Annotated in this window: 2 protein-coding genes; both read left to right on the forward strand. The window is 73.5% G+C overall.

Annotated elements, in window-relative coordinates:
- On the forward strand, positions 1 to 7,482 hold a 7,482-nt coding region (locus ACWCXC_RS36975), incomplete at its 5' end, for an amino acid adenylation domain-containing protein (RefSeq protein ID WP_450891770.1).
- A partial coding sequence (locus ACWCXC_RS36980; RefSeq protein ID WP_450891771.1) for an amino acid adenylation domain-containing protein occupies positions 7,482 to 15,829 on the forward strand: 8,348 nt, incomplete at its 3' end. The genes ACWCXC_RS36975 and ACWCXC_RS36980, both read left to right, overlap by 1 nt.

A 15,829-nucleotide genomic window follows, 5' to 3' on the forward strand; every position in this document is an offset into this window, starting at 1 on the left:
GAGGCGTTGGGCGCGTCGGTGCGGGACCGGTTCTTCTCTGTGCTGCCGGGTGTCGAGCTGCACAACTTGTACGGGCCGACGGAGGCGTCGGTCGACGTCACGTCGTGGCAGTGCGTGCCCGGCACCAGCAGTGTGTCGGTGCCGATCGGGGCGCCTGTCGCGAACACCCGTGTGTATGTCCTGGACGCGACGCTTTCCCCGGTGCCTGTGGGGGTGGCGGGAGAGCTTTATCTGGCGGGTGTGCAGTTGGCCCGTGGTTACCTGGGTCGTGGTGGGCTGACGGGTGAACGCTTCGTCGCCAACCCGTTCGAGACCGGCCGGCGGATGTATCGCACCGGTGACATCGTCCGCTGGAACGCCGACGGCCAGCTCGAATACCTCGGCCGCACCGACGAACAGGTCAAGATCCGGGGCTTCCGCATCGAACTCGGCGAGATCCAGGCCGTCCTTGCCGGGCACGACCAGGTGGCCCAGGTCGCCGTCGTCGCCCGCGAGGAGACCCCGGGGGGCAAGCACCTGGTCGCGTACGCGGTGCCGGTCCAGGACGAGGCGGCCGACGAGCTGCCGCAGCTCCTGACCGCCCTCGCCGCCGACCGGCTGCCCTCCTACATGGTCCCCTCGGCCGTCGTGGTCCTCGACGCCCTGCCGCTGAACATCAACGGCAAGCTGGACCGCAAGGCCCTGCCGGCTCCCGACTTCGCCGCCGGCGCGGGCGAGGGAAGGGGCCCGGCCACCGTCCGCGAGGAGATCCTGTGCGCGGCCTTCGCCGAAGTCCTCGGGCTGGACCACGTCGGCGTGGACGACGACTTCTTCCGCCTCGGCGGCCACTCCCTCCTCGCCGTCCGCCTCATCGAGACCCTCCGTACCCACGGCGTCACGATCTCCGTCCGCGCTCTCTTCGACACCCCGACCGTCGCGGGTCTCGCGGCGTCGGACGGCGCCCTCCAGGCGGAGATCCCCGACAACCTCATCCCCGCCGGGGCCACCGCGCTCACGCCGGCGATGCTGCCGCTGGTCGACCTCACCGAGGCGGAACTCGACGCGGTCGTCGCCACCGTCGACGGCGGCGCCGCGAACATCGCGGACATCTACCCCCTGGCCCCCCTCCAGGAGGGCCTGCTCTTCCACCACATCCTCGCCGACGGCGGCGAGGACGCGTACGTGATGCGCGCCGTCCTCGCAGTCGACTCGCGCGACCGGGCGGACGCCTTCATTGACGCCCTCCAGCAGGTCGTCGACCGGCACGACATCTACCGCACCTCCTTCGCCTGGGAAGGGCTCCGCGAACCGGTCCAGGTCGTCCGGCGCCACGCCACCCTGCCCGTCACCGATATCTCCCTCGACGCCGATGGTGGCGACGCGACCGACCAGCTCCTCGCCGCCGCCGGCGGCGCGATGGACCTCGGCAGGGCACCCCTCCTCGACGCGCACGTCGCGGCCGACCCCGCCGGCGACCGCCACCTGGTCCTCGTCCGCATGCACCACACCGTCCGCGACCACACGGCGCTGCAGATCGTCCTCGACGAGGTCGAAGCGATCCTCGCCGGCCACGGCGACGCCCTGCCCGAGCCCCTCCCCTTCCGGACCTTCGTCGCCCAGGTACGCGGAGCGGCATCCCGCACCGACCACACCCGCTACTTCACCGACCTCCTCGGCGACGTCACCGAACCCACCGCCCCCTACGGCGTGACCGACGCACACGGCGACGGCGCCGACACCGTTCACGCGGTCGTGCCGTTCGCACCGGAACTGCACGACAGGCTGCGCAGCGTCGCCCAGCGCCTCGGCACGAGCACGGCGACCGTGCTGCACATCGCCTGGGCCCGCGTCCTGGCCGCCCTCAGCGGACGCGAGGACGTCGTCTTCGGATCGGTGCTGTACGGCCGGCTGAACGCCGGCCAGGGCGCCGACCGCGTTGCGGGCCCCTTCATGAACACGCTGCCGGTCCGGATCCGCACCGGCGAACTCGGCGCCCACACGGCCGTGTCCGCCACGCGCGGACAGCTCGCCGAACTCCTGGAGCACGAGCACGCCCCGCTCGTCGTCGCCCAGCGCGCCAGCGGCGTCACCGGCGACACCCCGCTCTTCACCTCCTTCCTCAACTACCGGCGCAACAGCGGCCGGGCGGTGGACGAAGGGATGGACGGCGTGCGGCTGCTCTCGGTCCGCGAGCGCACCAACTACCCCCTGGTCATCCTGGTAGACGACTACGGCGACCGGACCGAGGTGGCGGTCGACTCCGTCGCCCCCATCGACTCCTTCGCGGTCGGCGTCCTCGTCCGCACCGCCACCGACCGGCTGCTCTCCGCCCTGGAAACCACCCTCGACGGCGGCCCCGACACACCGCTCTCCTCGATCGCGGTCCTGCCGGACGAGGAGCGGCGCCGGGTCCTGACGGGTTGGAACGACACGGCGAGTGAAGGTCGGTCGGTCCTGGTTCATGAGGGGTTCGAGCGGGTGGTGGACCGGGTGCCCGGTGCGGTGGCGCTGACCGCCGACGGTACGGACTTCACGTACGCCGAGCTGGAGGCTCGGGCCAATCGTCTCGCGCATTATCTGGTGGGTCAGGGCATTGGTCCGGAGTCGGTGGTGGGTCTGTGCCTGCCGCGTGGTGTGGACGTGATCGCGGCGATCCTGGGCGTGTGGAAGGCGGGGGCGGGCTATCTGCCGATTGATCCGGGGCAGCCGACGGACCGGATCGCGTTCATGCTCCGTGACAGCCGTGCCGCGCTGGCTCTGACGACGGAGGAGATTCTGGACGAGCTGCCCGCCGGTCGTTCGCGGCTGGTGGCGATCGATGACACGTTCGTGGAGATGCAGCTTGCCGCCGCGTCCGCGGAGCGCCCTGATCGTGAGGTCGATCCGCAGTCCCTGGCGTATGTGATCTATACGTCGGGTTCGACGGGCCGGCCCAAGGGTGTCGCGGTCACCCACGGTGGCCTGGCGAACTACACGGCCTCGGTCCCCGACCGCCTGGGCTTCGCGGGCGAAGGCGCCCGTTACGCGCTGCTCCAGGCCCAGGCGACCGACCTGGGCAACACGGTGGTTTTCGCGAGCCTCACCACCGGCGGCGAACTCCACATCCTGGAGGAGGGTGCGGTCACCGACCCGGAACGGGTCGCCGCTTATCTGGCCGAGCACGAGATCGATCACTTCAAGGTGGTCCCCTCGCATCTGGCCGCGCTGACCACGTCCGGTTTCGAGGCCGTGCTGCCTGCGCGGTCGCTCGTTCTCGGTGGCGAGGCCGCTTCGACGGTCTGGCTGCGTGAACTGCTCGGGGCTGCGGGTGAGCGGGAGGTCCACAACCACTACGGTCCGACCGAGACGACGATCGGCATTGCGACCACGAGGCTGACCGCCGAGGGGATCGCGGGCGGGACGGTCCCGGTCGGCACGCCGATCGCCAACACCCGCTTCTACCTCCTGGACTCCCGTCTCCAGCCGGTCCCGGTCGGTGTCGCCGGTGAGCTGTACGTGTCCGGTGCCGGCCTCGCCCGTGGATATGTGGGCCGCGAAGCGCTGACCGCTGAGCGGTTCGTCGCCAACCCGTACGAGAGCGGCGAGCGGATGTATCGCACGGGTGACCGTGCGAAGTGGACGCAGGACGGTCAGGTGGTCTTCCTGGGCCGTGCCGACGACCAGGTCAAGATCCGCGGCTACCGCATCGAGCCGGGTGAAGTGCAGGGGGTGATCGCCGCTCATCCGCTGGTCGATCAGGCTGCCGTCGTCGCCCGCGAGGACAGCCCGGGGGACCGCAGGCTCGTCGCCTACGTCGTGGCCGACGACCACCAGGAGTTGGGGGCCGAACTCTCCTCGGCGATCCGCCAGTTCGTCGGCGGGCGGCTTCCCGAGCACATGGTCCCCTCGGCGGTCGTCGTCCTGGACGCGCTGCCGCTGGCCGGGAACGGCAAGCTCGACCGCAAGGCCCTGCCCGCACCCGACTTCGCCGCCACCGCGGGCGCGGGCCGGGCACCGGCCGACGTCCGCGAGGAGATCATCTGCGCGGCCTTCGTCGAGGTCCTCGGGCTGGACCACGTCGGCGTGGACGACGACTTCTTCGAACTCGGTGGGCACTCGTTGGTGGCGGTCCGGCTCATCGAGATGCTGCGCGCCCGTGGAGTCTCCGTCTCCGTGCGTGCCCTGTTCGACCACCCGACCGCGGCGAGCCTCGCCGCGACCTCCGGCGCCCCGCAGGTCACCGTCCCCGCCAACCTGATCCCGGCGGGGGCCACCGCGCTCACGCCGGCGATGCTGCCGCTGGTCGACCTCACCGAGGCGGAACTCGACGCGGTCGTCGCCACCGTCGACGGCGGCGCCGCCAACATCGCGGACATCTACCCCCTGGCCCCCCTCCAGGAGGGCCTGCTCTTCCACCACCTCCTCGCCGACGGCGGCGACGACGCCTACGTCATGCCGGCGGTCCTGGAGTTCGACTCCCGGGAGAGGCTCGACGCGTTCACCGACGCCCTGCGGCGGGTCGTCGACCGCCACGACATCTACCGCACCTCGTACGCCTGGGAGGGCCTGCGCGAACCGGTCCAGGTGGTGCGGCGCCACGCCGAACTGCCGGTCACCGACGTCGTCCTCGACCCCGGCACCACCGACGCCGTCGCGGACCTCGTCGACGCGGGCGGCGCGCGCATGGACCTCCGTACGGCCCCGCTGCTCGACCTGCACCGCGCGGCAGTGCCCGGCCAGGAGCACCCCGAGCGGTGGCTCGCGCTGATCCGCGCCCACCACATGGTCCGCGACGGCACCGCCCTCGACGTGCTCCTCCAGGAGGTGACCGCGTTCCTCGCCGGACGCGGCGACACCCTGCCCGACCCGCTGCCGTTCCGGACGTTCGTTGCCCAGGCCCGTGGGGGAGCCGAACGCTCCGAGCACGAGCGGTACTTCGCCGAGCTGCTCGGCGACGTCAGCGAGACCACCGCCCCCTACGGCCTGGCGGACGCCCACGGCGACGGGGCCACCCTGACCCGGGCGCGGCTGGCCGCCGGACCCGACCTCACCGCACGGCTGCGCGACGTGGCGCGGCGCGCGGGCGTGAGCACCGCGACCGTGCTGCACGTGGCGTGGGCCCGGGTGCTCGCCGCGGTCAGCGGCCGCGAGGACGTCGTGTTCGGTACCGTCCTGTTCGGGCGGATGAACGCCGGAGCGGGCGCCGACCGGGTCCCGGGACCGTTCATCAACACCCTGCCCGTGCGGGTGCGCACCGACCGGTCCGCCGCGCTGGGGGCGATCACCGCCATGCGCGGCCAACTCGCCCGGCTCATGGAGCACGAGCACGCCCCCCTGACCGTGGCCCAGCGGGCGGCCGCCATCGACGGCGACGCCCCGCTGTTCACCGCCTGCCTCAACTACCGGCGCGGCACGGGCGAGGACGCCGACACCCGTTGGAACACCTCCCTGCCGGGCACCCGGCTGCTGTTCACCCGGGAACGCACCAACTACCCGCTGTCCCTGCTCGTCGACGAGGCCCGGGACGGGCTCGACCTCATGGTCGACGCCGTCGCCCCGGTCGACCCGTGGGACGTCGTCGCCCTGGTGCGCACCGCCCTCGACGACCTGGTGGACGCCGCCGAGCAGGCCCTGGACGGCGCTCCCGACCGACCGCTCGGCACCGTGCGCGTTCTCGACGCGCACCAGCGCCATCAGGTCCTCGCCGACTGGAACGACACGGCCGCCGACGTGCCGGCCGCGACCGTGCCCGAGCTGTTCGCGGCCCGCGTGCGCGACACCCCCGACGCCGTCGCCGTCGCGGCGGACGACGCCGAGGTCACGTACGCCGAACTCGACGCACGGGCCAACCGCCTTGCCCGGTTCCTCACCGGCCGGGGCGTCGGCCCCGAGTCCGTGGTCGCCGTCGTGCGCGAACGCGGCATCGACCTGATCGTCACCCTCCTCGGCGTCCTCAAGGCGGGCGGCGCCTACCTGCCGGTCGATCCCGCCTACCCCGCCGACCGCATCGCGTTCATGCTGGCCGAGTCCGGCGCGCACACCGTCCTCGCCTCGGCCCTCTGCGCGCCCGCCGTACCGGCCGGGACCGGCGTCCCGGTCCTCGTCCTCGACGAGGAACCGCTCGCGGCGCGGATCGGGGCGCTGGACGCCGCACCGGTGACCGGGACACGCCTGCGGCCCGCCCACCCCGCGTACATGATCTTCACCTCGGGTTCGACGGGCCGGCCCAAGGGTGTCGTCGTCACCCACGAGGGCGTGGCCAGTCTGGTCGCGGCCCAGATCGAGCACTTCGACGTCGGGGCCGACAGCCGCGTCCTGCAGTTCGCCTCGTCGGGCTTCGACGCGGCGACCTGGGAACTGGTCATGGCCCTGTGCTCCGGCGCCCGCCTCGTCGTCGCCCCTGCCGAGACCCTGCTGCCCGACGGCGGACTCGCCGGTCTCGTCGCCCGGCACGGCGTCACCCACGCCACCCTGCCGCCCGCCGTGCTGTCCGTCCTCGCGCCCGAGGACCTCGCCCCCGTCACCACCCTGGTCTCCGCGGGCGAGGCCCTCGGCGGCGAACTCGTCGCCCGCTGGTCGCGCGGCCGGCGCTTCGTCAACGCCTACGGCCCGACCGAGACCACCGTGTGCGCGACGATGTCCGACCCGCTGACCTCGGACGACGCCACCCCCTCCATCGGCGCCCCCATCACCAACTCCCGGGTGTACGTCCTCGACAGCAGCCTCGCCCCGGTCCCCGTGGGCGTCGACGGCGAGCTGTACATCGCGGGCGCCGGCCTGGCCCGCGCCTACGCCGGCCGCCCCGGCCTGACCGCGCAGCGCTTCGTCGCCTCCCCCTTCGACGGGGCGGGCGCACGGCTCTACCGCACCGGCGACCGGGTCCGCTGGACGCCCGGGGGCCGGCTGGTCTTCGCCAGCCGCGTCGACGACCAGGTCAAGATCCGCGGCTTCCGTGTCGAACCCGGCGAGGTCCGTGCCGTCCTTGCCGCCCACCCCGCCGTCACCCAGGCCGCCGTCGTCGTCCGCGACGGCACCCCCGGCGGCAAGCGGCTCGTCGGCTACGCCGTCCCGGGCGGCCAGGCGGGCGCCACCCTCGCCGAGGACCTGCGCGCCTTCGCCAGGGAACGGCTGCCCGAGCACATGGTGCCGTCCGCCGTCGTCCTGCTGGACGCCCTGCCGCTGACGCCCAACGGCAAGCTCGACCGCGCCGCCCTGCCCGACGACGGCCCCGCCCCCGGCACCGGCCGCGCACCGGTCACCGAGCGGGAGAAGGCCCTGTGCACGGCCTTCGCCGACGTCCTCGGCCTCGAACAGGTCGGCGTCGACGACGACTTCTTCGCCCTCGGCGGGCACTCCCTGCTCGCCGCACGCCTCACCGGCCGCCTGCGCACGGCGCTCGGCATCGAGGTGCCCCTGCGGGTGCTCCTCGCGGCACGGACCGTGTCCGGCCTCGTACGACAGCTTGGAAATGTGAGCTCTGCTAGGCCCGCGCTGCGGCCGATGCGTAACCAGGAGGAGTCCTGATGATCCCGTTGTCCTTCGCTCAGCGTCGGCTGTGGCTGATCTCCCAGCTCGATGGCCCGAGCGCGGTCTACAACATCCGGGTCGCGCAGCGGCTCCGCGGACCCGTGGACCGCGACGCGCTCCAGGCGGCCCTGCGGGACGTGATCGGACGTCACGAGATCCTCCGCACCGTCTACGGCGTCACCGCCGGCGAGCCCCACCAGCGGGTCCTGCCGGACGCCGAACAGGACTGGCACCTGGAGACCCGCGACCTCGACCCCGCCGACCCCACCGCGCTCGACCGGGAGACCGCCGACGTCGTCGGCCACACTTTCGACCTCGCCACCGAACTCCCCCTCAAGGCACGCCTGCTGTCGACCGGCCCCGAGGACCACGTCCTCGTCATGGCCGTCCACCACATCGCCGGCGACGGCTGGTCCATGGGCCCCCTCGGCCGCGATCTGTCCACCGCCTACGCGGCCCGCACCACGGGCACGGCCCCCGCCTGGGAGCCGCTGCCCGTCCAGTACGCCGACTACACCCTGTGGCAGCGCGAACTCCTCGGCGCGCAGGACGACCCCGAGAGCCTCTTCTCCCGCCAGAGCGCCCACTGGCGCACCACCCTGGCGGACCTGCCGGAGGAACTCGCCCTGCCCTACGACCGCGCGCGCCCCGCCGTGCTCGGCCACACGGGCCACACCGTCCCCTTCCGGCTGCCCGCCCGGACGCACGCCCGCCTCGCACGTCTCGCCCTCGACGAAGGCGTCACCCTCTTCACCGTCATCCAGGCCGCCCTCGCCGTGACGCTGCACCGCCTCGGCGCCGGCACCGACATCCCGATCGGCACCGTCGACGCCGGACGCGGCGACGAGGCCCTCGACGACCTGGTCGGCTTCTTCGTCAACACCCTCGTCCTGCGCACCGACCTGTCCGGTGACCCGACCTTCCGCGAACTCCTCGCCCGGGCCCAGGAGACGGCCCTCACCGCCCGCGAGCACCAGGACGTCCCCTTCGAGAAGCTCGTCGAGGTCCTCGCCCCCACTCGCTCCCTGGCCCGGCACCCGCTGTTCCAGGTCATGCTCATGCTGCAGAACACCGGCGAAGCGGCCCTGCGCCTGCCCGGCGTCGATGCCGAAGCGCTGCCCGTCGGCGACTCCGCCGCCAAGTTCGACCTCGAATTCACCCTCGGTGAGACCTTCGCCGCCGACGGCACGCCCGCCGGGCTGCACGGCACCCTCATCGCTGCCGCCGACCTGTTCGACGCCGACACGGCCCGGACCCTCACCCGGCACTTCACACGCGCCGCCGAACTCCTCGCCGACGCCCCCCGGACCCGCGTCGGCGACGTACCGCTCCTCGACGACACCGAACTCCACCGCGTCCTGCACACCTGGAACGACACGGCGGCCGACGTCCCCGCCGCGACCCTGCCCGACCTCTTCGAGGCCCAGGCCGCCCGCACCCCCGACGCGACCGCCCTCGTCGACGGCGCCACCACCTGGACCTACGCCGAACTCGACGCGCGCGCCGACGAACTGGCCCACCAGATCGCCGACCACGGCGTCGGCCCCGAGACCGTCGTCGCCGTCCTCATGGAACGCGGCGCCGACCTCGTCGCCGCCCTCCTCGCCGTCACCAAGGCCGGCGGCGCCTACCTGCCGCTCGACCCCGACTACCCGCACGACCGCATCGCGTACATGCTGAACGACGCCCGACCGGTCTGCGTCCTGACCACCGCCGCGCACACCGCCGCCGCGGCACTCACCGGCACCCCCGTCGTCACCGTCGACGCCCCCACCACCGCCGAGAGCCCCCGCACCGGTCGGCTCCCCGGCCGCGCCGCCCTCCTGCCCCGTCACCCCGCGTACGTCATCCACACCTCGGGATCCACCGGCCGCCCCAAGGGCGTCGTCGTCGACCACCACGCGCTCGTCCACCACCTGCACGCCGTCGCCGCACACGCCCCCCTCACCACCGACGACCGGCTCGTCGCCGTGACCACGGTCTCCTTCGACATCGCGGCCCTCGAACTGTTCCTGCCCCTCGTCAACGGCGCCGCCGTCGTCCTCGCCGACCGCGACACCGTCCGCGACCCCCACGCCCTCCTCGACCTCCTCCGCACCAGCGGAGCCACCGCCCTCCAGGCCGTCCCCTCCCTGTGGCGCGCCCTCCTCGACACCGGCACCCCGCCCGCCTCCGTACGCGCCCTCGTCGGCGGCGAAGCCCTCCCCGGCGCACTCGCCGCACGCCTGCACGCCCTCGGCATACCCGCCGTCAACCTGTACGGACCCACCGAGGCCACCGTCTGGGCCACCGCCGCCCGGATCACCGAAGGCCCCGTCGTCATCGGCCGGCCCTTCGCCAACACCCGCGCCTACGTCCTCGACGAGCGACTGCGACCCGTCGCACCCGGCACCACGGGAGAGCTCTACCTCGCCGGCGACCAGCTCGCCCGCGGATACCTCGGCCGCCCCGCCCTCACCGCCGAACGGTTCGTCGCCCACCCGTACGAGCCGGGCCGGCGGATGTACCGCACCGGCGACCTGGCCCGACAGCGCCCCGACGGCGTCCTCACCTGCCTCGGCCGCACCGACGGCCAAGTCAAGATCCGAGGATTCCGCATCGAGACCGGCGAGATCGAAGCCGCCCTCGAACGCCACCCCCACGTCGCCCGCGCCGCCGTCGTCGTCCGCGAGGACACCCCCGGCGACCCGCGACTCGTGGCCTACACGACCCCCACCCACCCACAGGAGACGACCGATGCCGCCGCGCTACGCGCCCACCTGGCCGCGAGCCTGCCGGGTCACATGGTGCCAGCTGCGATTCTGGTGCTGGACGCACTGCCGCTGACGGCGAACGGCAAGCTCGACCGCAACGCCCTGCCCGCACCCACCCACACCACCACCCCCGGCAGGGCACCCGCCGGACCGCGCGAAGCACTCCTGTGCGGCGTCTTCGCCGACGTCCTCGGCCTCGAACACGTCGGACCCGACGACGACTTCTTCGCACTCGGCGGCCACTCCCTGCTCGCCGTCGCACTCATGGGCCGCGCCCGCGCCGCCCTCGGCACCGACCTCACCGTCCGCGCCCTCTTCCACACCCCCACCCCCGCCGGCCTCGCCGCGGCGGCCGGCGCCACCCGCGCCGAGATCCCCGCCCCCGCGATCCCGGCCGACGCCACCGCCCTCACCCCCGAGATGCTCCCGCTGGTCGACCTCACCGCCGAGGAAATCGCCACCGTGGCCGCCTCCGTCGACGGCGGCGCCGCCAACATCGCGGACGTCTACCCCCTGGCCCCCCTCCAGGAGGGCCTCCTCTTCCACCACCTGCTCGCCGACGGCGGCCAGGACGCCTACATGCAGCCCACCGTCCTGGAGTTCGCCTCCCGCACCCTCCTCGACGCCTTCACCGACGCCCTCCGCCAGGTCCTCGCGCGCCACGACATCCTGCGCACCGCCCTCGTCTGGGACGGCCTCCGCGAACCCGTCCAGGTCGTGTGGCGCCACGCCACCCTGCCCGTCACCGAGATCACCCCCGACCCCGAGGCCGGCGACCCCGTACGACAGCTCCTCACCGCCGCCGGCACCACCACGGACCTGACCCGCGCCCCGCTCCTCGACCTGACCATCGCCGACGGCCCCGCGCACCCGCGCCCGCTCGCCCTCGTCCGCGCCCACCACATGGTCCAGGACCACGAAGCCCTGCGGACCGTCCTGAACGAGGTGCGGGCCGTCCTCGACGGCCACGGCGCCGACCTGCCCGCACCCGCCCCCTTCCGCGACTTCGTCGCCCGCGCCAGGTCCGCCGCCGCGCACCAGGACCACGAGCGGTACTTCACCGACCTCCTCGGCGACGTCACCGAACCCACCGCCCCCTACGGACTCACCGACGTCCACGGCGACGGCTCCGCGTCCACCCGCGCCCGCACCGACCTCGCCCCCGACCTCACCGACCGCCTGCGCCGCCTCGCCCACCAGCACGGCACCGGCCCCGCCACCGTCCTCCACCTCGCCTGGGCCCGGGTCCTCGCCGCCGTCAGCGGACGCGACGACGTCGTCTTCGGCACCGTCCTGTCCGGACGCCTCAGCACCGCCGACACCGGGCGCCCGGCCCCCGGCCCGTACATCAACACCCTCCCCGTACGGGTCCGCACCGGCGACCACGGCACCCTCACCGCCCTCCACGCCCTGCGCGACCAGCTCACCACCCTCCTGGAACACGAGCACGCACCCCTCACCACCGCCCAGCGGGCCGCCGGCACCACCGGCGACACCCCCCTGTTCAGCTCCCTGTTCAACTACCGCCGCGCCACCACCGGCCAGGACACCGGCATCGACGGCATCCGCGTCCTCTTCGCCCAGGAACGCTCCAACTACCCCCTTGCCGTGTCCGTCGACGACGACGGCACCACCCTGTCCCTCGCCGTCGACGCGCACCCCGACGTCGACCCCCACGAGGTGACCGCCCTCCTGCGGACCGCACTCGACCGCGTCCTCGACGCCCTGACCGCGACCGCCGAAGGCGCCGACGACCTGCCCCTCTCCGCGATCGACGTCCTCGACGAGGACCGCCGGCGCCGCATCGTGAACGACGGGAACGACACCACCACCGACGTCGCCCCCGCCACGGTCCCCGACCTGTTCGCGGCCCAGGCCGCCCGCACCCCCGACGCGACCGCCCTCACCGCCGACGGCCACAGCCTCACCTTCGCCGAACTCGACGCCCGCGCCGAACGCCTGGCCCGCCTCCTCGCCCACCACGGCGTCGGCCCCGAATCCGTCGTCGGCGTCTGCCTCGAACGCGGCGCTGCCCCCGTCGTGGCCCTCCTCGCCGTCCTCAAGGCCGGCGGCGCCCACCTGCCCGTCGACCCCGCCTACCCCGCCGACCGCATCGCCCACATGGTGCGGGACGCGGCCCCCGCCGTCCTGGTCGCCGCCCCCGGCACCGTCCACGTCCTGCCCGCCACCGACACCCCCGTCGTCCTCCTCGACGACACCACCGCCGACGCCCTCGGCGACCCCGCCGGCCCCCACGGCCCCGACGACAGCCCCCTGAACGCCGACATCCGGTCCGACCAGGCCGCGTACGTCATCTACACCTCCGGCTCCACCGGCCTCCCCAAGGGCGTCACCGTCCCGCACCGCGGCCTGTCCAACCTCGCCGCCTTCCAGCGCACCGGCCCGATCAACCGCTCGGGACCGCGCATGCGCGTGGCACTCACCTACTCCCTCTCCTTCGACGCCTCCTGGGAACTGCTCCTGTGGATGGTCGCCGGACACGAACTCGACATCGTCCCCGACGACATCCGACGCGACAGCACCGCACTCGCCCGCTACGCCGACACCCGGCGCATCGATCTGATGGCCCTCACCCCCGTCCAGGCCGAGCAACTCCTCGACGAGGGCCTCCTCGACACCGCCGCCCACCGCCCCCGCGCCCTCCTGCTCGGCGGCGACGCCGTGGGCACCCCCCTCTGGCAGCGGCTCCACGACGCACCGGACACCCTCGGCCTCAACTTCTACGGCCCCACCGAGGCCACCGTGCACGTTCTGTGCCACGACACCGCCCAGACCACCCACGGCGACCGCCCCCTCATCGGCCGCCCCCTGCCCAACACCCGGGCGTACGTCCTCGACCACCGCCTCGCCCCCGTGCCCCCCGGCGTCCCCGGAGAGTTCTACGTGTCCGGCGCCGGCCTCGCACGCGGCTACGCGAACCGCCCCGCCCTCACCGCCGAACGCTTCGTCGCCCACCCGTTCGAGCCGGGTGAGCGGATGTACCGCACCGGAGACCTGGTACGCCAGGACACCGACGGCCGCTACACCTACCTCGGCCGCGCGGACGAGCAGGTCAAGATCCGCGGCTACCGCATCGAACCCGGCGAGATCGAAGCCGCGGCCACCGCCCACCCCGCCGTCACCCGGGCGGCCGTCATCGCCCGCGAGGACACCCCCGGAGACCGGCGCCTGATCGCCTACGTCGTCCCCGCGCACCCGCGCACCGAGACCCCCGCCGACATACGCGACTTCCTCGCCACCCGCCTGCCCGCCCACATGGTGCCCGCGGCCGTCGTCATGATGGACGCCCTGCCCCAGTCACCCAGCGGCAAGCTCGACCGCGCGGCCCTGCCCGCACCCGACTACACCACCGGCGCTGCACGACGACCCGCCACCCTCCGCGAAGAACTCCTCTGCGGCGTCTTCGCCGACGTCCTGGGCCTCCAACAGGTCGGACCCGACGACGACTTCTTCGCCCTCGGCGGACACTCTCTGCTCGCCACCCGGCTCGTCAGCCGCATCCGTACGGTGCTCGGCACCGAGACGACCCTGCGCACCCTCTTCGACCGGCCGACACCCGCCCGCCTCGCGGCCGCACTCGACACCGCCCGCACCACGCGCACCGCCCTCGCCCCGGCCCACCGCCCCGCCCGGATCCCGCTCTCCTCCGCCCAGCGCCGCCTGTGGTTCGTCGGCCAACTCGACGGCCCCGGCGCCACGTACACCATCCCCGTCGCCGTGCGCCTCTCCGGCACTCTCGACCACGCCGCACTCGACGCCGCCCTCCGCGACGTCATCGGCCGCCACGAGGTGCTGCGGACGGTGTTCGACACCGCCGACGGAGAACCCCACCAGCGGATCCTGGACCCGGCCGACCTCGACTGGGCGCCGGCCTTCACCGATGTCGCCCCCGACGAGCTCGACCGCGCCGTCACGGACGCGCTCGCCCAGCCCTTCGACCTCACCACCGACATCCCCGTCAGGGCCTGGCTGTTCACCACCGGCCCCGGCGAGCACGCCCTCGTCCTCGCCGTGCACCACATCGCCGGCGACGGCTGGTCGATGGAACCCCTCGCACGCGACCTGTCCACCGCCTACACCGCCCGCCGCGCCGGCGAGGCACCCGCGTGGCAGCCGCTCCCGGTCCAGTACGCCGACTACGCGCTCTGGCAGCGGGACCTCCTCGGCGAGGAGGCCGACCCCGACAGCCTCATCTCCCGCCAGGTCACCCACTGGCGCACGGCCCTCGCGGGCGCCCCCGAGGAACTCGAACTCCCCGTGGACCGGCCGCGACCCGCCGAACCCTCGCACCTCGGCCACACCATCCCCCTGACCGTGCCCGCCGCCGTGCACGCCCGCCTCGCGGAGGTGGCGCGGGCCGAGGGCGTGACCACGTTCATGGTGCTGCAGGCCGCCCTGGCGACGCTCCTGTCGAAGCTGGGCGCGGGCACGGACATCCCGATCGGCGCGGCGAACGCCGGCCGCACGGACGAGGCCCTCGACGACCTCGTCGGCTTTTTCATCAACACGCTCGTCATCCGCACCGACCTGTCCGGCGACCCGACCTTCCGCGAGGTCCTCGGCCGCGTCCGCGACACGAGCCTGTCCGCCTTCGCCCACCAGGACGTCCCGTTCGAGAAGCTGGTCGAGGAACTGTCCCCGGCCCGCTCCCTGTCCCGGCACCCGCTGTTCCAGGTGATGCTGAAGGTCCAGAACACCGCCGAAGCCGTCCTCGACCTGCCGGACCTGCGAACCGCCGGACTCCCGGCCGGCACCTCAAGCGCCAAGTTCGATCTGGATGCCTCGGTGACTGAGGTTTTCGATGGGTCGGGGGTGCCTGCGGGGCTTCGTGGTTCGGTGGTGGTGTCGGCGGATCTGTTCGATGTGGAGAGTGCCGAGCGGTTGGTGGCGCGTTGGGTGGGGGTTCTTGAGCTGCTGGTGAGGGTTCCGGGGTCGCGGCTGAGTGAGGTCGGGGTTCTGGACGGGTTCGATCGTGGTCGGCTGGCGGCGTGGAGCGGGACGGTCGTGGAGGTGGGGGCGGGGTCGTTGCCGGAGCTGTTCGCGGCGCGGGTGGCGCGGACGCCGGACGCGGTTGCGGTGGTGGCGGGTGAGGAGTCCCTGTCCTACCGGGAGCTGGACCGTCGTGCCGATCGTCTGGCCCGTCATCTCGTGGCCCTGGGGGTGGGTGCGGAGTCCCTGGTCGGTGTGTGTCTGGAGCGGGGCGCCGGCCTGGTGGTCGCGTTGCTGGGTGTGCTGAAGGCCGGGGGTGCGTATCTGCCTGTGGATCCGGCGTATCCGGCGGAGCGGATCGCGTTCATGGTCGGGGATGCGTCTCCGGCGGTGGTGGTGGCGTCGTCGGTGACGGCGGGTGTGCTGCCCGTGTCGCGGACGCCGGTCGTTCTTCTGGACGACGAGCGGTTCACCACGGATCTGGAGGGTGCGGACGAGGAGCCGCTGAGGGTGGCGGTGCGTCCGGAGCATCCGGCGTATGTGATCTATACGTCGGGTTCGACGGGGCGTCCGAAGGGTGTGGTGGTGACGCATGGGGCTGTCGTGGGTCTGTGCGAGTCCCATGGCCGGTCGGTGTTCGC

The organism is Streptomyces sp. NPDC001515, from assembly GCF_053597115.1.